General features: G+C 58.3%; 16 protein-coding genes, 4 tRNA genes and 1 pseudogene. 5 read left to right on the forward strand and 16 right to left on the reverse strand.

The features are described from left to right. Positions 1–3: 3 nt before the first annotated feature. From dgoD to AC1ME2_RS02720, 3 genes are read right to left on the reverse strand one after another with little or no spacing between them, the layout of a single operon-like run. Positions 4–1,152: a galactonate dehydratase gene (gene dgoD, locus AC1ME2_RS02710; protein ID WP_480439161.1), complete on the reverse strand. Its 1,149-nt coding sequence runs from the start codon at positions 1,150–1,152 to the stop codon at positions 4–6. A gap of 41 nt (positions 1,153–1,193) precedes the next feature. Beyond that, positions 1,194–1,814 (reverse strand): 2-dehydro-3-deoxy-6-phosphogalactonate aldolase, encoded by a 621-nt coding sequence (locus AC1ME2_RS02715; RefSeq protein ID WP_480439163.1) that lies wholly within the window; start codon positions 1,812–1,814, stop codon positions 1,194–1,196. Position 1,815: 1 nt separating this feature from the next. Further along, positions 1,816–2,808 carry a 2-dehydro-3-deoxygalactonokinase gene (locus AC1ME2_RS02720; protein WP_480439165.1) on the reverse strand — a complete coding sequence of 331 codons (993 nt, stop codon included), beginning with the start codon at positions 2,806–2,808 and terminating at the stop codon, positions 1,816–1,818. Between the two features lie 180 nt (positions 2,809–2,988). Between AC1ME2_RS02720 and AC1ME2_RS02725 the strand changes: the two genes are divergently transcribed. Beyond that, positions 2,989–4,107 carry an acyltransferase family protein gene (locus tag AC1ME2_RS02725; RefSeq protein ID WP_480439166.1) on the forward strand — a complete coding sequence of 373 codons (1,119 nt, stop codon included), beginning with the start codon at positions 2,989–2,991 and terminating at the stop codon, positions 4,105–4,107. A gap of 70 nt (positions 4,108–4,177) precedes the next feature. On the opposite strand, the gene asd is transcribed toward AC1ME2_RS02725, so the two are convergent. From asd to leuC, 5 genes are all read right to left on the reverse strand, one after another. Then, positions 4,178–5,290, reverse strand: coding sequence for an aspartate-semialdehyde dehydrogenase (asd, locus tag AC1ME2_RS02730; RefSeq protein ID WP_480439168.1), 1,113 nt, complete (start codon positions 5,288–5,290; stop codon positions 4,178–4,180). Positions 5,291–5,347: 57 nt separating this feature from the next. Then, complete coding sequence (leuB, locus tag AC1ME2_RS02735; protein WP_480439169.1) at positions 5,348–6,430, reverse strand: 3-isopropylmalate dehydrogenase; 1,083 nt, start codon at positions 6,428–6,430, stop codon at positions 5,348–5,350. Between the two features lie 91 nt (positions 6,431–6,521). After that, on the reverse strand, positions 6,522–7,286 hold the full coding sequence (locus AC1ME2_RS02740; RefSeq protein WP_480441966.1) for a class I SAM-dependent methyltransferase: 765 nt from the start codon (positions 7,284–7,286) through the stop codon (positions 6,522–6,524). A gap of 373 nt (positions 7,287–7,659) precedes the next feature. Further along, positions 7,660–8,301, reverse strand: a complete 642-nt coding sequence (leuD, locus tag AC1ME2_RS02745) for a 3-isopropylmalate dehydratase small subunit (protein ID WP_480439170.1) — start codon at positions 8,299–8,301, stop codon at positions 7,660–7,662. A gap of 10 nt (positions 8,302–8,311) precedes the next feature. After that, a complete protein-coding gene (gene leuC / locus AC1ME2_RS02750; RefSeq protein WP_480439171.1) occupies positions 8,312–9,736 on the reverse strand; it encodes a 3-isopropylmalate dehydratase large subunit in 1,425 nt (474 codons plus the stop codon). 149 nt (positions 9,737–9,885) lie between these two features. On the opposite strand from leuC, the gene AC1ME2_RS02755 reads away from it, so the two are divergent. Together AC1ME2_RS02755 and AC1ME2_RS02760 are read left to right on the forward strand one after the other, a co-directional pair. Further along, on the forward strand, positions 9,886–10,770 hold the full coding sequence (locus tag AC1ME2_RS02755) for a LysR family transcriptional regulator (protein ID WP_480439173.1): 885 nt from the start codon (positions 9,886–9,888) through the stop codon (positions 10,768–10,770). Positions 10,771–10,878: 108 nt separating this feature from the next. Beyond that, a pseudogene (locus tag AC1ME2_RS02760) lies at positions 10,879–13,713 on the forward strand (bifunctional diguanylate cyclase/phosphodiesterase); the annotation flags it as partial. Positions 13,714–13,780: 67 nt separating this feature from the next. On the opposite strand, the gene AC1ME2_RS02765 reads toward AC1ME2_RS02760, so the two are convergent. The 8 genes from AC1ME2_RS02765 to gltX form a co-directional block, all read right to left on the reverse strand. Next, positions 13,781–14,740, reverse strand: a complete 960-nt coding sequence (locus tag AC1ME2_RS02765; protein WP_480439174.1) for a tRNA dihydrouridine synthase — start codon at positions 14,738–14,740, stop codon at positions 13,781–13,783. 75 nt (positions 14,741–14,815) lie between these two features. After that, a complete protein-coding gene (locus tag AC1ME2_RS02770; RefSeq protein WP_480439175.1) occupies positions 14,816–15,256 on the reverse strand; it encodes an acyl-CoA thioesterase in 441 nt (146 codons plus the stop codon). A gap of 81 nt (positions 15,257–15,337) precedes the next feature. Then, positions 15,338–15,877, reverse strand: a complete 540-nt coding sequence (locus AC1ME2_RS02775) for a TetR/AcrR family transcriptional regulator (RefSeq protein WP_480439176.1) — start codon at positions 15,875–15,877, stop codon at positions 15,338–15,340. Between the two features lie 207 nt (positions 15,878–16,084). After that, a tRNA-Glu gene (locus AC1ME2_RS02780) sits at positions 16,085–16,160 on the reverse strand. 80 nt (positions 16,161–16,240) lie between these two features. Then, positions 16,241–16,316 (reverse strand) — tRNA-Ala (locus AC1ME2_RS02785). A 52-nt stretch (positions 16,317–16,368) separates the two neighbouring features. Then, positions 16,369–16,444: transfer RNA gene (locus AC1ME2_RS02790), tRNA-Glu, on the reverse strand. A gap of 80 nt (positions 16,445–16,524) precedes the next feature. Then, a tRNA-Ala gene (locus AC1ME2_RS02795) sits at positions 16,525–16,600 on the reverse strand. Between the two features lie 187 nt (positions 16,601–16,787). Continuing rightward, on the reverse strand, positions 16,788–18,269 hold the full coding sequence (gltX, locus tag AC1ME2_RS02800) for a glutamate--tRNA ligase (protein ID WP_480439177.1): 1,482 nt from the start codon (positions 18,267–18,269) through the stop codon (positions 16,788–16,790). A gap of 242 nt (positions 18,270–18,511) precedes the next feature. Between gltX and AC1ME2_RS02805 the strand changes: the two genes are divergently transcribed. Both AC1ME2_RS02805 and AC1ME2_RS02810 read left to right on the forward strand, forming a co-directional pair. After that, positions 18,512–19,564, forward strand: a complete 1,053-nt coding sequence (locus tag AC1ME2_RS02805; RefSeq protein ID WP_480439178.1) for an HlyD family secretion protein — start codon at positions 18,512–18,514, stop codon at positions 19,562–19,564. Beyond that, on the forward strand, positions 19,554–21,104 hold the full coding sequence (locus AC1ME2_RS02810) for an MDR family MFS transporter (RefSeq protein WP_480439180.1): 1,551 nt from the start codon (positions 19,554–19,556) through the stop codon (positions 21,102–21,104). Before AC1ME2_RS02805 ends, AC1ME2_RS02810 begins: the two co-directional genes overlap by 11 nt. The last annotated feature ends 44 nt before the right edge of the window (positions 21,105–21,148 follow it).

The following is a 21,148-nucleotide window of genomic DNA, read 5'->3' on the forward strand; positions in this document are numbered from 1 at the left end:
GCTTCACCACTCGGCAAAACTACCGTCGGCATGGCGCCAGATCGGGTTGCGCCAGCGATGGCCGATGGCGGCGCGTTCCTTGACGTATTCTTCGTTGATTTCGATGCCCAGCCCGGGGCCGTTGGGGATCTTCACGAAGCCCTTGTCGTAGTCGAACACTTCCGGGTTTTTGATGTAATCCAGCAGGTCATTACTTTCGTTGTAATGGATGCCCAGGCTCTGCTCCTGGATAAATGCGTTGTAGCAAACCGCATCCAGCTGCAAGCAGGCGGCCAGGGCAATCGGCCCCAGCGGACAATGCAGCGCCAGGGCGACGTCGTAGGCTTCAGCCATGTTGGCGATTTTGCGGGTTTCGGTGATTCCTCCTGCGTGCGAGGCATCGGGCTGAATGATGTCGACGTAGCCTTCGCTCAGCACTCGCTTGAAGTCCCAGCGCGAAAACAAGCGCTCACCCAAGGCAATCGGGGTGCTGGTCAGGGGCGCCAGTTCCTTGAGTGCTTCATAGTTCTCGCTGAGCACCGGCTCTTCGATGAACATCAACTTGTACGGATCAAGCTCCTTCATCAGCACTTTGGCCATGGGTTTGTGCACCCGGCCATGGAAGTCGACGCCAATGCCTACGTTAGGACCGACGGCATCCCGCACAGCCGCAACGTTGGCCAGTGCAAGGTCGACTTTTTCGAAGGAGTCGAGGAACTGCAGCTCCTCGGTGCCGTTCATCTTGATGGCCGTGAAGCCACGGTCCACGGCCTCTTTGGCAGCGCGAGCGGTGTCCGCCGGGCGATCACCACCGATCCAGGAATACACCCGGATCTTGTCGCGCACCTGACCGCCGAGCAAATCGCTGACCGACACCCCCAGGGCCTTGCCCTTGATGTCCCACAACGCCTGATCGATACCGGCCAAGGCGCTCATGTGCACCGCCCCGCCCCGATAAAAACCGCCGCGATAGAGCACGGTCCAGATGTCCTCAATGTTGCGCGGGTCCTTGCCAATCAGGTAATCGGACAATTCATCCACCGCCGCAGCGACCGTGTGCGCACGGCCTTCGACCACAGGCTCGCCCCAACCAGTCACGCCTTGATCGGTCTCGACTTTGAGGAACAACCAGCGTGGCGGAACAATAAACGTCGTGAGTTTGGTGATTTTCATGTGTGCGCTCTCTTATTGGAGGCGACGCTCAAGGCGCCTGATCAACTCAATTCATTCCATGCCGACACGTAGGCTTCGGCTCGCTCGGCAACTTCAGCGGCGCTCATCCCCGGTTTGAACAGCCCTGAGCCAAGTCCGAAACCGGACACGCCAGCGTCGATAAAGACCTGCATGTTGTCCGGGGTAATACCGCCCACCGGGATCAGTGCGGTACCGGCTGGCAATACAGCAAGGAAGGCCTTGACCACTGCCGGGCCCATTTGCTCGGCGGGAAACAGCTTGAGTACGTCCGCGCCCTCAGCCAGTGCGGCGAAGGCCTCGGTCGGCGTGGCGACACCCGGCGACAGGTACAAGCCCGCCGCTTTGGCTGCGCGCAGCACCTTGGGATCGCTGTGCGGCATGACGATCACTTGACCGCCCGCTTTCTTGACCAGCCCCACTTGTTCGGGCGTCAACACCGTGCCGGCGCCGATCAGGCAATCGGCGGGCAACGTCGCGCGCAGAATACGGATGCTGTCGTAAGGCTCAGGTGAGTTGAGTGGCACTTCGATGACGCGAAAACCCGCCTGATACAACACCTCACCGATGGACGCCGCTTCTTCCGGGCGCAGACCGCGAAGAATCGCGATCAAGCCGTTTTTAGCCAGTGTTTGTTTGAGCATGTCAGACCTCTGCAAGAGTGGGCTTAAGCAAGTTGGCCTGTACTGCCAATTGCCATAAACCGCGTTCGGTAGCCTGTTCGGCCACGGTCACCTGAGCGAAGCCGCAGGCCGCCAGGGCACGTGAATATCGCGCGCACAGCTGGCCATTGCCGATCAGGATGATGGGAGGAAGGTGTTCGCTCGTCCGCCGCTGCAAGGCGACAAGCGCGACCAATTCGTGACCGATCAACACGCCGGACAGATAGTCGGACTGCGCGGTGGCGCTGAGTTCACCGGTCAGGCCAAGGGTCCGGCAGCTGAATATCGTCGACAGCAGCCCGGCTGCACCGTCAGCAGACCCTGCGACAGCGACGCCACGATCAAATGCCTCGGCGTCGAACGTCTCGCTGTGCTGCAGGGTTCGACCGAGGATGGTGTGTGCACTCAGGGCGGCATAGACCTCGCCCGTCATGAAGGTATCGAAATGCACAATGCAGCCATCGGCGACCTGCACCCATTTCGAGTGACTGCCAGGCAGGCCGATCAACAATGGGCCGTGATTTTTTTCGGCGGGTAAGCTGGCGAGAATGCCCACGACCTGGGTTTCTTCACCACGCATCACGTTGGGCAACACAGAACGCTGCAGCACGCCAGGAACGATGTGCACATCAACCCCACGGACACTGCGTACGGTTTGCAGGGCTGCGCTGAGACCCGCCACATCCGCAGGGGTTTCGAGGTACACCGCCTCACACCATCCCTGGGCGCTGCCCACCATGCCGCAGGCGATGACGGGCGTCCCGGGCTCGGCGTCGAGCCAATCGCCACACGCCTGATCGAACGCCAGTTCAAATCCATCGGCACACATCACCCCCGCAATCAGCCGGGGCGCGGTCGGTAACTGCATGATGCCTGCGCTCAACGAGCGCTGTTCCAGAACCTGGCCATGTTTACCAAGCCGATAGGCACGAAGAGAGGTTGTCCCCCAATCGAGCGCGATCAATAGCGCGTGCATCGCTTCACCTGTTTTTTTTGGGGTATGAAGTACGCAGTGACTATAAACCCGAAGCGCAATTTATCTCAATATGTAAATTACAATCCCACATATAGGGATAAATAAAAGTGACGTGCAAACTACCCATGCGCACAGGCATTATTTCCAGTGCTCCCCTCCCCACCTGCAAGGACGGCCGAAATGAAGCAGTTTCAGGTGCTCGATAGTTTTCGAGGGTTGTGTGCACTCATCATCGTGGTGCACCACTCCCACGTGCTGCAAAGCATCACGGAGCTGGCGTTGTTCAAGAACGCCAACTACCTGGTCGAGTTCTTCTTCGCACTGAGTGGTTTTGTGCTCTATCAGCGGTACGCGAACGCGCTGGGGTCCGTGCAGCAACTACGGCAGTTCATGATTGCCCGCACCTGCCGCGTGTACCCGCTGCACCTGTTCATGCTGCTGGTGTTCATCGGTTTCGAAGGCCTGAAGCTGATCTCATCCAATAACGTCAGCTTTGGCGGGGATCGGGCGCCGGGTGAGATCCTGCCAAATCTGCTGTTGATTCAGGCCTGGTGGCCGGGCTTCAACGCCCTGTCTTTCAACTACCCGTCCTGGATCGTCAGCGTCGAGTATTACGTCTGGCTGCTGTTCGGCCTGATTGCGCTGGCCTTGCCCAAGCACGCGGGCAGGGTTTTTGTTGCCATCGCCGCGCTCGCGTTGCTGGCGCTTTATTTCAAGGGCACGCCGCTGACCGATAACGTATTGAGAGGTTTGGGTTGCTTCTTCGCTGGCGGCGTTACGTATCGGGTCTACAGCCATCTGCAAAACCTGCGTCCAGGCCTCCTGCTCGGCAGCGTGCTGGAGGTGCTGATCCTGACAGCGATCTATCGGGTCATGACCCGTAGCGACACCCCACAGGACGCCCTGCTGAGTGTGCTGTTCTGCCTGGCGGTCGGGATTTTGGCGTTCGAAGCCGGCTGGGTATCGACGCAGTTACGCAAAGGTCTGTTTGCTTGGCTGGGCACGCGCTGGTTTTCGATCTACATGACCCATGCGACGGTGATTTTCGTAACGTCTATCGGTGTGATGGTAGCGGCCAAGGTCACCGGTCGGACACTGATGATTGATCTTCCCAGCGAAATCGCGGGGCTCACCACGCGTTACATCAGCACGGGCAGCGTGGTACTCGACAATCTGCTGATCGTCGTTGAAATCGCCGTGGTGCTGGTGATCTCCGCATTGACGTATCGCTACATCGAACGGCCCGGCATTGCGCTGGGCAAGAAATGGAACAAGGAGCACACAAAAGCGTATGCCTGAGGCTTTATTGCAGCCATAAAAAACCCGCGTCTCGAACCGAGACGCGGTTTTTTTTGAAGCGGCTAACGCATTAACGTTCCAGCAGAATCCGCAACATACGACGTAGCGGTTCGGCGGCGCCCCAGAGCAACTGGTCGCCAACAGTGAACGCGCCCAGGTATTGCGAGCCCATGTTCAACTTGCGCAAACGGCCCACCGGGATGCTCATTGTCCCGGTCACCGCCGTTGGGCTCAGCTCTTGAATGCTGGCCTCACGGTGGTTCGGTACCAGTTTCACCCAAGGGTTGTGCTGGCTGATCATGCCTTCGATGTCGGCGATCGGCACATCCTTGTTCAGCTTGATGGTCAGCGCCTGGCTGTGGCAACGCATGGAGCCGATCCGCACGCAGATACCATCGACCGGAATCGGGTTTTTGAATCGACCCAGAATCTTGTTGGTCTCGGCCTGACCTTTCCACTCTTCGCGGCTCTGACCGTTGGGCAGCTCTTTGTCGATCCATGGGATCAGGCTACCGGCCAATGGCACGCCGAAGTTTTCTGTCGGGAAGCCTTCGCTGCGCATCGCTTCAGCAACCTTGCGGTCGATGTCGAGGATCGCGCTGGCCGGGTTGGCCAGTTCGTCAGCCACGGCAGCGTGAGTAGCGCCCATCTGCTTGATCAGTTCACGCATGTTCTGCGCGCCGGCACCGGAGGCCGCCTGATACGTCATGACGTTCATCCACTCCACCAGACCGGCTTCGAACAAACCGCCCAGGCCCATCAGCATGAGGCTGACCGTGCAGTTGCCGCCAATGAAGTTCTTGGTCCCTGCATCGAGTTTTTGGTCGATAACCCTGCGGTTTACCGGGTCCAGCACGATCACCGCGTCATCCTCCATGCGCAGGCTGGAAGCGGCATCGATCCAGTAACCCTGCCAACCGGCTTCGCGCAGTTTCGGGAAGACCTCATTGGTGTAATCGCCACCCTGACAGGTCAGAATCACGTCGAGGGTTTTCAGTTCTTCGATGCTGTAAGCATCCTTCAGGGGCGCAATATCCTTGCCCACGGCCGGGCCTTGGCCACCGACGTTGGAAGTGGTGAAGAATACCGGCTCGATCAGGTCAAAGTCCTGCTCTTCCAGCATCCGCTGCATGAGCACGGAACCGACCATACCGCGCCAACCGATCAGACCTACACGTTTCATCGCAACTGCACCTTTAACGAAAAAGTGGGCCGCTCCGATAAGAGCGGGCCCGAGATATTACAGATTGAGCAGCGCGGCGACTACGGCTTCGCCCATTTCCTGCGTACCGACCTTGGCGTTGCCGAGCGACCAGATGTCGCCTGTGCGCAAACCTTGATCCAATACCAGGCTCACAGCCCTTTCGATCGCATCAGCAGCCTCCAGCTGATTGAAGCTGTAACGCAGCATCATCGAGACCGACAGAATCGTCGCCAACGGATTGGCAATGCCCTGCCCGGCGATGTCCGGGGCCGAACCGTGGCAGGGTTCGTACATGCCTTTGTTGTTGGCATCCAGCGACGCCGAAGGCAGCATGCCGATGGAGCCGGTGAGCATCGAAGCCTCATCTGACAGAATATCGCCGAACAGGTTATCGGTAACGATCACATCAAACTGCTTGGGTGCACGCACCAACTGCATGGCCGCGTTGTCGACGTACATGTGGCTCAGCTCGACGTCGGGATAGTCCTTGGCGACCTGCTCGACCACTTCACGCCAGAGCTGGCTGGATTCCATGACGTTGGCTTTGTCCACCGAACACAGCTTCTTGCTGCGAAGGCGGGCCATGTCAAAACCTACGCGGGCGATCCGACGGATTTCGCTCTCGCTGTACGGCAGAGTGTTGTAACCCTCACGCTCGCCATTGTCGAGGGTGCGAATGCCCCGTGGCGTACCGAAATAGATACCACCGGTCAGCTCACGAACGATCAGGATGTCCAGGCCCGACACCACCTCCGGTTTCAAGGTGGACGCTTCAGCCAACTGCGGATACAGAATGGCGGGCCGCAGGTTGCCGAACAGCTGCAGCTCGGAGCGAATCTTCAGCAAGCCTTTTTCTGGACGAATCGCACGGTCCAGCGTGTCCCATTTAGGACCACCGACTGCACCGAGCAGCACTGCATCGGCAGCGCGGGCCCGGGCCAGGGTTTCATCGGCCAATGGCACGCCATGCTTGTCGATGGCAGCGCCGCCGATCAGGTCATGGCTGAGTTCGAAGCCCAAGTGGTACTTGTCATTGGCCAGTTCCAGCACCTTGACCGCTTCGGCCATGATTTCCGGACCGATACCATCACCTGGGAGAATCAGAATCTGCTTGCTCATGCTTTCCTCAATCCATTTAAACGGCGCGTGATCATGCGCCTGCAAAAAGAACCATTGCCGCTTTTATAACTGTTTTATAGAAGCAACAAGACTAACGCTCTGCCCACAACACCAGCACATCGGTACTGAAGGATCCGTCATCAGTGATTTCAAAATACTCGCGCACTTCTGCGCCCATTGCCTGCTGCAACTCACGAATCGCGGCCCGTAACGCCTGTGGCGTACGCATACGCTCGACCCATGAACTGTATTCCAGATGCAAGCGCTGGCGGCTGTGACTGCGGGTGAATAACCCGGCCTCGCTGACGTGGCGCAACCACTCACCCGCAGAATAGTCGCGTACGTGGCTGGTGTCGCGCAGCACTTCAACGCTTTGCAGGTAGGTGTCAAACAGCGGGCTGCCCGGCGACATGACATCAATAAACGCTGCGACACCGCCCGGTTTCAGCACGCGCCGCACTTCACGCAGGGCCAGCCCCAGATCACTCCAGTGATGCGCCGAGTAACGGCTGAACACAAAATCGAACTCACCGTCCTCGAAAGGCAGGCGCTCGGCGGCACCGCATACCGTTTGCACGTTGCTCAGCCCACGCTCAACCGCCGCGCTGGCGACCACATCGAGCATCTGCTGCGACAGGTCGTAAGCGACCACCTCGCCCACCGACGACGCCACGTTAAAACTCACGTGACCGGCGCCACACCCCAGATCCAGCACTCGCGCATCGCCACGCCCGGCCACTTCGGCCTGTAGCAACGCGAACTCGGTGCCTTGAGCGTGTACAGCGCTGCTCAGATAGGCCGCAGCCTGCTCACCGAATTGACGCTGGACGACTTGAGTATGCGCGGTGTTGGTCATCATAGAGTTCCTTAATCCTTAATAGGTTTCGACTGTCGGGACGCTATCGCGGGCAAGCCCGCTCCTACAAGGACAGTACGCATTCTGTAGGAGATGTCGCCCCGTCTGCAACGGTGCGCAGTCGCGCAGTAAACTGGGTCCCTGTAGGAGCTGCCGAAGGCTGCGATAAGGTCGGCACGACCTTCAGCAATCCAGAGTTTACGACTGCTACGGTCGGACGCGACCCCGGACCGATTCGCAGCCTCCGGCAGCTCCTACAGGGGATCAGTATTTAGCTGAAAATATGACGACATTTATGCTTTATTTTTCAATAACTTATAGGTTGTTTGATGAGAGCGGGCTTGACCGCGATCAGCTTGACGCGGTCTATCAATCAGTCGCGAAACAACCACGGCTGGCTGGCCCGATGCATGCTCTCGAAGGTGGCGATCGCCTCGCCATCCATCAGGGTCAGACCGATGTCGTCCAGGCCGTTGAGCAGGCAATGCTTACGGAACGCATCGATCTCGAAGCTCAAGACTTTGCCGTCAGGACGGGTCACGGTCTGCGCCGCCAGGTCGACGTTCAATTGATAACCCGGCGTGGCCTCGACCTGTTCGAACAGCTCATCGACCTCCGCATCGCTGAGGATGATCGGCAGCAAACCGTTCTTGAAGCTGTTGTTGAAGAAGATATCGGCATAGCTCGGCGCGATGATGCTGCGAAAGCCATATTCTTCCAGCGCCCAAGGCGCGTGTTCACGGCTGGAGCCGCAACCGAAGTTCTCGCGGGCCAGTAACACGCTGGCGCCTTGATAACGCGCGTTATTGAGCACGAAATCCTTATTCAAAGGACGCTTGGAGTTGTCCTGATAAGGCTGCCCCACGTCCAGATAGCGCCACTCGTCAAACAGATTAGGACCAAAACCTGTGCGTTTGATCGACTTGAGAAACTGCTTGGGAATGATCTGATCGGTGTCGACATTGGCACGGTCCAAAGGAGCGACAAGGCCGGTGTGCTGAGTAAATGCTTTCATGCTGGGCTCCTTAGTGTTGGATCAAGTCACGGACGTCGACGAATCGACCGTTGACCGCCGCTGCCGCCGCCATGGCCGGGCTGACCAGGTGAGTACGGCCACCCGCGCCTTGACGGCCTTCGAAGTTACGGTTGGACGTCGACGCGCAATGCTCACCGGACTCCAAACGGTCCGGGTTCATCGCCAGGCACATCGAGCAGCCCGGTTCACGCCATTCGAAACCGGCTTCGATGAAGATCTTGTCCAGCCCTTCTTTTTCCGCCTGCGCTTTCACCAGACCCGAGCCCGGGACCACGATGGCCTGCTTGATGGTGGAGGCGACTTTACGGCCTTTGGCGATATCCGCCGCTGCACGCAAGTCTTCGATCCGCGAGTTGGTGCAAGAACCGATAAACACACGATCCAGCTGGATATCAGTGATCGCCTGATTGGCGTGCAAGCCCATGTACTTCAAGGCGCGCTCGATAGAGCCACGCTTGACCAGATCGGTTTCTTTGGCCGGGTCCGGCACGTTTTGATCAACGGCCAACACCATTTCCGGCGAGGTGCCCCAGCTGACTTGCGGCTTGATCTGGGCAGCATCGAGCTTGATCACGGTATCGAAGGTGGCGTCGGCGTCGGACACCAGGTCTTTCCAGGCTTCGATAGCCAGGTCCCACTCCACGCCTTTAGGCGCAAACGGACGACCTTTCACGTAAGCGACAGTTTTCTCATCAGTCGCCACCAGGCCCACGCGAGCGCCGGCTTCGATGGACATGTTGCAGATGGTCATGCGCCCTTCGACAGACAGGTCGCGAATCGCGCTGCCTGCAAATTCGATGGCGTGACCATTGCCGCCAGCGGTACCGATCTTGCCGATCACGGCAAGAACGATGTCTTTGGCCGTCACGCCGAATGGCAATTTGCCTTCGACCGACACCAACATGTTTTTCATTTTTTGGGCGACCAGGCACTGCGTGGCAAGCACATGCTCGACCTCGGACGTACCGATGCCATGGGCCAACGCGCCAAACGCACCGTGGGTCGAGGTGTGCGAATCGCCGCAGACCACGGTCATGCCCGGCAAAGTAGCGCCCTGTTCGGGGCCGATGACGTGAACGATGCCCTGACGCGGGTCGTTCATCTTGAATTCGGTAATGCCATATTCGTCACAGTTGTCATCAAGGGTCTGCACTTGCAGGCGCGACACCTGATCGACGATGGCCTCAATCCCGCCTTTACGCTCAGGCGTTGTCGGCACGTTATGGTCTGGGGTGGCAATGTTGGCATCGATCCGCCATGGCTTGCGCCCGGCAATACGCAAACCTTCGAAGGCTTGCGGCGAGGTCACTTCGTGAATGATGTGACGATCAATGTAAATCAGCGCCGAACCGTCGTCGCGCTGTTTGACCAAATGCGAATCCCAGAGCTTGTCGTACAGCGTTTTGCCGGCCATCAGACGTTTCCTCATCAGCGTATTTCTATGCCGGTTATTGATGACGTAGCTCAATAACCCTTTGGCTTGTGAGGCCGATCCTATGAGGTATGATTAAATAACTCAAATTCATATTTTTTATGCTTTGGATAACCAATTGGAATCCTAAAATGGATCTAGCCAATCTCAACGCATTTATTGCCATTGCCGAGACCGGAGGCTTCTCCACGGCAGGGGAACGCCTGCACCTGACCCAGCCGGCGATCAGTAAACGAATTGCCGGTCTGGAGCAACAACTCAAGGTTCGACTGTTCGACCGACTGGGCCGTGAAGTCAGCCTGACCGAAGCGGGTCGGGCGTTGCTGCCCAGGGCCTATCAAATTCTCAGTGTGCTGGACGACACTCGCCGGGCATTGACCAACCTGAGCGGAGAGGTCAGCGGACGCCTGACCTTGGCGACCAGCCATCACATTGGTCTGCATCGCCTGCCGCCTTTATTGCGCGAGTTCACTCGGCGATACCCAGAGGTAGCGCTGGACATCCAGTTTCTCGATTCGGAAGTGGCCTACGACGAAATTCTCCATGGTCGCGCCGAACTGGCAGTGATCACGCTAGCCCCAGCACCGCACACGCTGGTCAAGGCGGTATCGGTCTGGGACGACCCACTGGATTTCGTCGCGGCCCCCGAGCATCCTCTGGCCAACAGCGGTGCCGTGAGCCTGATGGATATCGCGAGCTATCCGGCTGTGTTCCCCGGAGAAAACACGTTCACCCACCACATTGTCAGCCGTCTGTGCGAAGCTCAAGGCCTGAAACCTAACATTGCCATGAGCACCAACTACATGGAGACCATCAAAATGATGGTCTCCATCGGCCTGGCCTGGAGCGTCTTGCCGCGCACCATGCTCGATGATCAGGTGGCGCGCATCCCTTTACCGGGCATTCAGCTTACTCGCCAACTGGGTTATATAGTCCACACTGAGCGGACGCTATCCAATGCTGCCCGGGCGTTCATGGCATTGCTGGATGCGCAAATAACGCAGCCCAATCCTTAAAAGTGCTGATAGATCAACGTTTTTGCCAACTCTCTCAGGGCTTGTTGACCGATGCCAAAAATAGCTGACAGCCTCCCACTCCCTGTACGCAATCAGGCAACCGACTCCAGCGAGTCGGAAAAGCGCTTTGCGATTCTTTATAACCTCAGCCCCAACGTCGTGCTACTGACCCGACTGGACGACGGCCTGATCTGTGAAGCCAATCGACATTTCGAAAGCCTGTTGGGCTGGCCGATCAAGGACGTTCTGGGCCGCACCAGCGTGGAAATCGGCCTATGGGCCAAGCCCGCACAACGCCAGCAGGTACTCGACCTGATTCAGGGCGAACCCAAACCGGTCAACCTCGAAGTCCAATTGCGCGCCAACAACGGCCGTGTGCACGATGGCACGCTCTGCGCGCAGAAGATCATGCTGGACGATTGCGCCTATATTCTCAGCACGTTTCTCGATAACACCGAACACAAACGCGCCGAACAGGCCCTCAAAGAAAGCCAGGAGCGCCTGGACCTGGCGCTGGACTCGGCGCAACTGGGCACCTGGGACTGGCACATCCCAACCGGGATGCTGTATGGATCGGCCCGCGCGGCACAATTGCACGGCCTGGAGCCCGAACCCTTTCATGAATCGTTCGACGCCTTTTTCGAAGGCGTTACCGGCGAAGACCGCAACAACATGCGTCAGGCCTATCGCAGCCTGCGTGAAGGTCCGGCAGGCAATTATCAGATCACCTATCGCATCCAGCTGGAAAACGGTGCTTCGCGCTTTCTTGAAAGCCGGGCCCGGCTCTATCGCGATGCCTATGGCGAACCGCTGCGCATGGCCGGCACGTTGTTGGACATCACCGAACAGGTCGAGCGCGAACAGCGCTTGAGCAGTTCCGAGGAGAAATTCGCCAGTTTGTTTCAGGCCAGCCCCGATCCGGTTTGCGTTACCCAATTCGAGACGGGGCAGTTCATCGAGATCAATCCCAGCTTCACCCAGACGTTTGGCTGGACCGCTGATGAAATCATCGGCCGGAACGTCGAGGAAGTCAGTTTCTGGGCGGACCCGGTAAAACGCCTGCAACGCAACCAGCAAATCGTCCGCGACAAGGGCCTGGATAATCTCGAGGTGTTGCTGCAGCACAAGGAAGGCGAATTGCTGACCTGCGTCATCTCCAGTCGCTTGATCGTGGTCGAGGAACAACCGTGCATCGTCACCACCCTGCGTGATGTCACCCAACAGCATCGCGCTGAAGCGGCGCTCAAGGCCAGCGAAGAGAAGTTTGCCAAAGCCTTTCACTCCAGCCCCGACGCCATCACCATCACCGAGTACGATTCGGGTCGCTACCTTGAGGTCAATGATGGTTTCTGCCGCCTCACCGGCTACGACAGCGACTACGTGATTGGCCGCACCGCCTTTGACGTTGGCATCTGGGCGGACCCGGAGCAGCGCAGTCTGATTGTCAGTGATTTGCTGGAAAACGGTCGCGTCCATCACCGTGAAATGTTGGCGCGCAATAAAAATGGAGACATGCTGACGGTTGAGGTATCGGTGGAACCGATCACCCTGAATGAAACGGCGTGCCTGCTAATGACCGCCCGCGACGTCAGCCAACTGAAGAACGCGCAAGCACAGATCCAGCATCTGGCCTACCACGATCCGCTGACCGACCTGCCCAATCGCGCATTGCTGATGGATCGCTTAAGCCAGCAGATTGCCCTGCTCAAACGCCATAACCTGCGTGGCGCCCTGTTGTTTCTCGACCTCGATCACTTCAAGCACATCAATGATTCTCTCGGGCACCCGGTCGGTGACAGCGTATTGAAGATCATCACCGCACGACTGGAAGCCAGTGTGCGTATGGAAGACACCGTGGCGCGGCTGGGCGGTGATGAGTTCGTGGTCCTGCTAGGCGGCCTGAAAGGAACCCGGGCCGAGGTCACCCACAAAGTGCGTGGTCTGGCCGACACCCTGCGCGAACTGTTAGCCGAGCCGATGTTCCTAGACGGCCAGCGTCTGCAGGTGACGCCAAGCATTGGCGTGGCCTTGATCCCGGATCATGGCTCGACCCCGGCAGACCTGCTCAAGCGTGCGGACATTGCCTTGTACCGGGCCAAGGATTCGGGGCGCAACACCACACAGATGTTTCACAGCACCATGCAGAAAGCCGCCAGTGAGCGCCTGCGCCTGGAAAACGATTTACGCCAGGCACTGCCTCGCGGGGAGTTCAGCCTGCACTACCAGCCCCAGGTGGACGCACGAGACAACCGCATCATCGGGGCTGAAGCGTTATTGCGCTGGAATCACCCACAACTGGGAGCGATGGCACCGACTCAGTTCATTCAGGTGCTGGAAGAAAGCGGAATGATTCTGGAAGTTGGCAGCTGGATTCTCGATGAAGCCTGTAAAGTCGGTGGGCAGTTATTACGTGACGCATTGATAGATCCAGATGATTTCAGCATGTGCGTCAACATCAGCCCTCGGCAGTTTCGTCAGAATGACTTCGTCGAGCGCGTCGAACGCAGCCTGCGCGCTCATCGCCTGCCCAGCCGCCTGCTCAAGCTGGAGATCACCGAAGGTATCGTGATCCAGAATCTGGACGACACCATCGCGAAAATGCGTCGACTGAAGAAGATGGGCGTCAGCTTCGCGATGGATGATTTCGGCACCGGTTATTCCTCACTGACCTACCTCAAGCGCTTGCCGGTAGCCGCACTGAAGATTGATCAATCATTCGTGCGCGACGCAACCACTGACCCCAACGATGCCGAAATCATCCGCGCCATCGTTGCCATGGCCCACAGCCTGAGCCTATCGGTGATCGCCGAGGGCGTGGAAAAACCGGAGCAACTCAGGTTCCTCGAACAACTGGGCTGTCATTTGTATCAGGGGTATTTGTTCAGCGAAGCGTTGCCGCTGGAGGCGTTTGTGGGGTTGTTGGGGCAGGAGGGGGGGATGTGAGTTTGGCGCATAAGCCTCTAAACAAGAAAGGCGCCGATCAGGGCGCCTTTCTTGAGCAGGCGTGATTTCAAGCCGCCTTGCAGCGCGCAAATCCAATCAGTTGCCCGATTCGTTCGCAATCAGTCTCACGCCGCAGTTCATTGAACAGCACCGTCGCCTCAGGGTAGCTTTTGGTCAGCAGCGCCAGCCATTGCTTCAAGCGGCCGGGTGCCTGAATCGGGGTCATCTTGTTCAACGCCTGTTGCCAGAAGTCTTGCAAGAAGGGCTGCAGTTGCGCCCAGGTCATCTCGACCACTTCCTCGCCCGCCTCCGCAGCAGCGATCTGCAGGGCCAGATCAGGACGCGCCACCAGCCCACGACCGATCATGATGTCTCTGGCGCCGCAGATTTCCCGGCAACGTCGCCAGTCGTCGACGGTCCATATCTCGCCATTGGCCACGACCGGAACCTTGACCACTTCCTGGATGCGCGCGATCCACTCCCAGTGCGCGGGCGGTTTGTAGCCATCGACCTTGGTCCGGGCATGGACCACGATCTGCCCGGCACCGCCATCGGCCAGCGCTCGGGCGCAATCGAGGGCACCTTCCGGGCTTTCATAACCCAGGCGCATTTTCGCCGTCACCGGAATATGCGCAGGCACAGCGCGCCGTACATGGTTGACGATGGTGTGCAGCAACTCCGGCTCTTTGAGCAGGATCGCGCCGCCACGGGAACGATTGACGGTCTTGGCCGGGCAACCGAAGTTCAGGTCCAGCACGGGGGCGCCCAGCTCACAGGCATAGGCTGCGTTTTCGGCCAGGCACACGGGATCGGAACCCAGCAATTGCAGGCGCAAGGGCACACCCGCGTCGGTCTTGGCCCCCTGGTGCAACTCCGAGGCGTATTTGTAGAAGTAGTGGGCCGGCATCAGGCGCTCGGACACACGGATGAACTCGGTCACGCACCAATCGATGCCACCAACCTGAGTCAGCACATCGCGCAGGATGTCGTCGACCAACCCCTCCATGGGCGCCAAGGCAATTTGCATGGGTCACACTCGAAAAAAAGTCAGGCAGTTTACGGGGCGGCCAGCGGATTGGAAACGCATAGGCGCCGTATGGTTTCAGGCGTACTGGTTCACCAGTGCCGGACCATAGCCTTCGATGAACTCGGCGGGCATGCGTTTTGGCTTGCCACTGGACAGTTCAATGCAGACGAAGGTGGTTTGCGCGCGCAGCAAGGTCAGACCGTCACTCGGGCGTTTCAATTGAAAACGGCGAGTCATCTTCAGACGCTCGTCCCAGTCGACGATCCAGGTGGCCAATTGCAGCTCATCGTCTTCGTAAGCGCTGGCCAGGTAGTCAATTTCATGCCTGACCACGGCCATGGCCCGATCGATTCGGCGGTACTCGCTCAAGTCCAGACCGAGCCGTTGTGAGTGTCGCCACGCGCAGCGCTCCAGCCAGGTCACGTACACCGCGTTATTGGCATGGCCTAGCCCATCGATGTCTTCAGCCGCCACGCTCAGGTCAATGACGAATGGTGTTGCCAGGTCCCAGCTCATGCTCACTCCTTCATGCTTACCCCTTGGAGGGCAACTCGCGAGCAGTGTAACGGAAGCTCAGGCAGATTGGCCCTGCCTACATCACTGTACCGCCGACTTGGCGGCCCGAAGTACGCGATCGGACAGCTCGCACGGCCCCAGAGCGCGTGCCAGGGCCAGACCACCCATCATCAATGCCACGTCAGCCAGGACCTTGTCGGCGTCCTCAGGGCTGTCGGCCAATTGCGCCACCATCAGCTCCATATGCTCCGCCAACACCGCACGGAAATCGTCAGGCAGACGTGAAAGCTCACCCACGGTTGATGGCAACGGGCAGGCATGTTCCGACGCATCCCGGTGTTTACGTGACAAATAAAAAGCGGCGACCAGCGCGCGGCGCTCATCACCAGGCAATTGTTCATCGATTTGCGCAACCGACGCCCGGCGCTGACTGAGCAACTGGCTGAAGGCCTCAAGCATCAAGGCATCCTTGCTTTCAAAGTGTGCATAGAAACCGCCCACGGTCAGGCCTGCGGCCCCCATGACATCGCTGACACTGGGCTCAGCCGGGCCGCGCCGGATCAGTGCAGAACTGGCTGCCTGAAGAATGCGTTCGCGGGTTTGCGCTTTTTTGTCGTTCATGTCCGCCTCCGGATATTATGGAAGTAATATTATCCGCATAAGAACGCTTGGCAAGTGGATTGTTATGCGGCTGGTCGGCTGGATAGCGTCAATGCGGTGCAGGAAAGGATTGGCAGAGGGAATTGCAGGGGGGGTAAAGCGCGGCACAAAAACAAAAGGGCCATTCAATAATTGAATGACCCCTAAATCCCGTAGAACGGGTAATCGTGGCGTCCCCTAGGGGACTCGAACCCCTGTTACCGCCGTGAAAGGGCGGTGTCCTAGGCCACTAGACGAAGGGGACGCAAAACCTTCTATACAACGTGATCAGACTGAGCCTGATCGGTTCAAGGTCTGCGTGGCCAGACCTCGAACTGTACAATTTGGTGGAGCTAAACGGGATCGAACCGTTGACCTCTTGCATGCCATGCAAGCGCTCTCCCAGCTGAGCTATAGCCCCAGATTTTTCGCCTCGCGGCGGAGCACAACCTTGCGGCAATGCTTCTTGATACTGGCGTCCCCTAGGGGACTCGAACCCCTGTTACCGCCGTGAAAGGGCGGTGTCCTAGGCCACTAGACGAAGGGGACGCAAAACCTTCTATACAACGTGATCAGACTGAGCCTGATCGATTCAAGGCCTGTGTGGCCAAACCTTGAACTGTACAATTTGGTGGAGCTAAACGGGATCGAACCGTTGACCTCTTGCATGCCATGCAAGCGCTCTCCCAGCTGAGCTATAGCCCCACGTTGTGGACGGGGCGCATATTAATCGCGACCTTGGAACCTGTCAAATATATTTTCAACATATTCCAATATTTTTCGTCGGCATAACAATCACTTACCGCCCAACCCCCGTAAATCCAGGGGCACGATGGTCACTGTGCGCCCTACTCCCGGCAGACACAATGACCATTGACCTCTCACAAGCGTGTCAGGCAATGGCGCCCAACAGCTTTTCCCACTCCTTGTTTTCTTTCTTCGACACGCCGCCGAGCAAGTCGATGGCCTGACGCAGACGGAAGCGTGTCAGGTCCGGACCGAGGATTTCCATGGCGTCGAGCACAGAGACAGAACTGGCCTGACCCGTGATTGCGGCGAACATCAGCGGCATGGCGTCACGCAGCTTGAGCTCCAGGTGCTCGACCACGGCCTGGATACAGCCTGTGATCGGGTCTTTTTCCCACTGGCGCAAGGTCTCCAGCTTCCACAGGATCAACTGCATCAACTGCCGAACCTGATCTGGCGACAGTTTTTTGTGCTCGAACAGCTTGGCATCCAGCTGCAAGCCACCGGCGAAGAAGAAACCGGCCAACGGCGCGACCTGACTGAAGGTTTCTACGCGCCCCTGAACATGAGGCGCAATCTTCATCATGTACTCAGGGTTCAGCGCCCAGTTCTGCACACGACGGGCAAACTCTTCGACCGGCAACTCACGCAGCCATTGGCCGTTGAGCCAGGACAGCTTCTCGATATCGAAGATCGGCCCGCCCAGCGAAACCCGCGACAGGTCGAAATGCTCGACCATTTCTTCCAACGAGAACTTCTCGCGCTCGTCCGGCATCGACCAGCCCATGCGGCCCAAGTAGTTGAGCATGGCTTCTGGCATGAAACCCATGCGCTCATAGAACGTCACCGAGGTCGGGTTCTTGCGCTTGGACAGCTTGCTCTTGTCCGGGTTACGCAACAGCGGCATGTAGCACAGCTCCGGCTGTTCCCAACCGAAATATTCGTACAGCAGGATCAGCTTCGGTGCCGACGGCAACCACTCTTCGCCGCGCAGGACATGGGTGATACCCATCAGATGGTCGTCGACGACGTTGGCCAAAAAGTAGGTCGGCAGCCCGTCGGTCTTCATCAGCACTTGCATGTCCATGCGATCCCACGGGATCTCGACGTCGCCACGCAGCATGTCCGGCACCACGCAAACGCCTTCGCTTGGCACTTTCATGCGGATCACATGAGGCTCACCAGCGTCCAGACGACGCTGAACCTCCTCTTTCGACAGCAACAAGGCACGGCCGTCGTAGCGCGGGGTTTCGCCCCGGGCCATCTGCTCGGCGCGCATCTGATCAAGCTCTTCAGCGGAGCAGAAGCACGGGAAGGCATAGCCCTTCTCGACCAGCTCCTTGGCGTACTTCTGGTAAATCTCGCCGCGCTCGCTCTGCCGATACGGGCCGTGAGGGCCGCCGACATCCGGGCCTTCGCTCCACTCGATCCCCAACCAACGCAACGCATCGAAAATCTGCTGCTCAGACTCACGCGTCGAACGCACTTGATCCGTGTCTTCGATGCGCAGGATGAACTCGCCGCCATGTTGCTTGGCAAAGCAATAATTGAACAATGCGATGTAGGCAGTGCCAACGTGGGGGTCGCCAGTGGGCGATGGCGCGATGCGGGTGCGGACGGTGGTCATGAAAGATCTCGAATAGGTCGAACAAGCGGCGAATCTTAACAGGCGCGACCCCCATGGCTCCAGCGCAGGGGCGCAATCAACGTACGGGTGAGCGCTTGCATGACCCGGACAAGGCAAACACACGGCATAACGGACTAAATGAATACCCAAACATCAACCTCAGTCATCATTCGGGCATATGGCTATGTGCCAGAACTGAACACTGATAAGTTTGCTTACACTTCAACTCATTCAGACCGCCCATGCCCGCCCAACTTAAACGCCGCCTGTACATTTTTTTCACGATAGCCCTACTGATTGCCCTCGCCTTCTTTGCCCAGTGGTTCTTCAAGGGCCGCTTCTACGAAACCACCGACAACGCCTATGTACAGGGCGAAATCACCCGAATTTCCAGCCAATTGGGCGCTCGCGTCGATGAAGTATTGGTGCAAGACAACCAGCACGTCGAAAAAGGCCAGTTGTTGATAAAACTGGACGCCGCTGATTTTCATCTGGCCGTTGACCGGGCGAAGGCCATGCTCGATACCCGTGAAGCCGAGCGCATTCAGGCGCAAAGCAAACTGACCCAGCAAGGCAGCATGATTGCCTCCGCTCAAGCACAAGTGGCCGCCAGTCAGGCGACCTTCGGGCGCACACAAATCGATTTGCAGCGCGCCGAGACCTTGCGCAAACCCGGCTATGTTTCCGAAGAACGCGTCACCAACCTGACTGCCGACAGCCATATCGCAGGTTCGCAGGTCACCAAGGCCCAGGCCGATGTACAGGGGCAACGGCAACAGGTCGTCGCCCTCTCGGCGGAAACTCGGCGCCTCGACGCGCAGATCGCCAATGCCCGAACCGACCTTGCCCAGGCTGAACTCAATCTGCAACGCAGCGAGATTCGTGCGCCGCTCAGCGGGATGATTGGCCAGCGCGGCGCGCGCAATGGCCAATATGTACAGGTCGGCGCGTATTTGCTGTCAATAGTGCCGGATGAAGACATCTGGATTCAGGCCAACTTCAAGGAAACCCAGATCGGCCATATGGTGCCTGGACAAGCAGCCGAACTGATTTTCGACGCCTATCCCGATACCCCCGTCGACGCTAGGGTCGAAAGCCTGTTTGCCGCCTCTGGCGCCCAATTCAGCCTGCTGCCGCCGGACAATGCCACCGGCAACTTCACCAAGGTGGTCCAGCGTATTCCGGTGAAACTGACCTTTGCCGCCGACAATCCATTGCACAGCAAGATCCGCCCCGGGATGTCGGTGACGATCAAGGTAAACATCAAGGCAGACGGCGCTGACAGTGGCCGGTGATCAACTGATCCGCCCCGCTGGCGAACCCAGTCGACGGGACTGGATCGCAGTCATGAGCGTGATGCTGGGCGCTTTCATGGCGGTGCTGGACATCCAGATCACCAACTCTTCGCTCAAGGACATTCAGGGCGCGCTGTCAGCGACCCTCGAAGAAGGCTCATGGATTTCCACCTCGTACCTGGTAGCGGAAATCATCATGATCCCGCTCACCGCCTGGTTGGTGCAGCTGCTGTCGGCGCGACGCCTGGCGGTCTGGGTGTCGTGCGGGTTTCTGCTGGCCTCCATGCTCTGCTCCATGGCCTGGAGCCTGGACAGCATGATCGTGTTCCGCGCCTTGCAGGGCTTCACCGGTGGCGCACTGATCCCACTGGCATTCACCATGACCCTGATCAAACTGCCCGAGCACCATCGCGCCAAAGGCATGGCTTTGTTTGCGATGACCGCGACGTTCGCGCCCTCGATTGGCCCGACGCTGGGCGGTTGGCTAACGGAAAACTATGGCTGGCAGTACATTTTCTACATCAACGTACCGCCCGGCCTGCTGATGATCGCCGGCTTGCTCTATGGCCTGGAAAAGAAAGCTTCGCACTGGGAGCTGCTGAAAAGCACCGACTACGCCGGCATCGCCACACTGGGGGTTGGCCTGGGCTGCCTGCAGGTATTTCTGGAGGAAGGCCACCGCAAGGACTGGCTCGAATCCCACCTGATTGTAAGCCTGGGCAGCATCGCCCTGATCAGCCTGATCACCTTCGTGACTCTGCAACTGTCCAAACCCGCGCCGCTGATTAATCTGCGCATTTTGGGCGAACGCAATTTTGGCCTGTCGAGTATCTCCAGCGTGGGGATGGGTGTGGGTTTGTATGGCTCGATCTATCTGTTGCCGTTGTACCTCGCGCAAATTCAAGGCTACAACGCGCAGCAGATCGGCGAAGTGATCATGTGGATGGGTATCCCGCAGTTGTTCTTGATCCCGCTGGTGCCGCAACTGATGAAAGTGATACCGCCGAAGCTGCTGTGCGCCTTGGGTTTCGGGCTGTTCGGGTTTGCCAGCTTCGCCTCCGGAGCGCTCAACCTGGACTTCGCCGGACCGCAGTTCAATCAGATCCAGATCGTGCGCGCCCTCGGCCAACCGCTGATCATGGTCACTATTTCGTTGATCGCCACCGTCTATATCCTGCCCAAGGACGCAGGCTCCGCATCGAGCCTGTTCAATATCCTGCGAAATCTGGGCGGTGCCGTTGGTATCGCCCTGCTCTCCACCCTGCTTGATGCCAGGACCAAGGTCTATTTCGACTATTTGCGCGAAGCCATTGTCCCGAGCAATCCGCAGGTCGCTGAACGCATGGCCTTGCTCACGGACACGCTGGGCAACGAACAAGCCGCCCTGGGAAAACTCAGTGAAATCGCCCACCAACAGGCATCGATCATGGCCTACAACGACGCCTTCCATTTCGTCGGGATCGCGCTGGGCGTCAGCATGATCGCCGTGCTGCTGACCAAAGCGCTGCCTGTTGGGGTCAAGGGCGGGGCTGCGCATTAAAGAGTGTCAGCGCCTGCACTGGCCTTTTCGCGAATGAATTCGCT

The organism is Pseudomonas sp. ASL9 (genome assembly GCF_056680335.1).

Coding starts and splice junctions, on each gene's coding strand:
- dgoD (WP_480439161.1), bottom strand. CDS start 1,152: ATGAAAATCACCAAACTCACGACGTTTATTGTTCCGCCACGCTGGTTG.
- AC1ME2_RS02715 (WP_480439163.1), bottom strand. CDS start 1,814: ATGCTCAAACAAACACTGGCTAAAAACGGCTTGATCGCGATTCTTCGC.
- AC1ME2_RS02720 (WP_480439165.1), bottom strand. CDS start 2,808: ATGCACGCGCTATTGATCGCGCTCGATTGGGGGACAACCTCTCTTCGT.
- AC1ME2_RS02725 (WP_480439166.1), top strand. CDS start 2,989: ATGAAGCAGTTTCAGGTGCTCGATAGTTTTCGAGGGTTGTGTGCACTC.
- asd (WP_480439168.1), bottom strand. CDS start 5,290: ATGAAACGTGTAGGTCTGATCGGTTGGCGCGGTATGGTCGGTTCCGTG.
- leuB (WP_480439169.1), bottom strand. CDS start 6,430: ATGAGCAAGCAGATTCTGATTCTCCCAGGTGATGGTATCGGTCCGGAA.
- AC1ME2_RS02740 (WP_480441966.1), bottom strand. CDS start 7,286: ATGACCAACACCGCGCATACTCAAGTCGTCCAGCGTCAATTCGGTGAG.
- leuD (WP_480439170.1), bottom strand. CDS start 8,301: ATGAAAGCATTTACTCAGCACACCGGCCTTGTCGCTCCTTTGGACCGT.
- leuC (WP_480439171.1), bottom strand. CDS start 9,736: ATGGCCGGCAAAACGCTGTACGACAAGCTCTGGGATTCGCATTTGGTC.
- AC1ME2_RS02755 (WP_480439173.1), top strand. CDS start 9,886: ATGGATCTAGCCAATCTCAACGCATTTATTGCCATTGCCGAGACCGGA.
- AC1ME2_RS02765 (WP_480439174.1), bottom strand. CDS start 14,740: ATGCAAATTGCCTTGGCGCCCATGGAGGGGTTGGTCGACGACATCCTG.
- AC1ME2_RS02770 (WP_480439175.1), bottom strand. CDS start 15,256: ATGAGCTGGGACCTGGCAACACCATTCGTCATTGACCTGAGCGTGGCG.
- AC1ME2_RS02775 (WP_480439176.1), bottom strand. CDS start 15,877: ATGAACGACAAAAAAGCGCAAACCCGCGAACGCATTCTTCAGGCAGCC.
- gltX (WP_480439177.1), bottom strand. CDS start 18,269: ATGACCACCGTCCGCACCCGCATCGCGCCATCGCCCACTGGCGACCCC.
- AC1ME2_RS02805 (WP_480439178.1), top strand. CDS start 18,512: ATGCCCGCCCAACTTAAACGCCGCCTGTACATTTTTTTCACGATAGCC.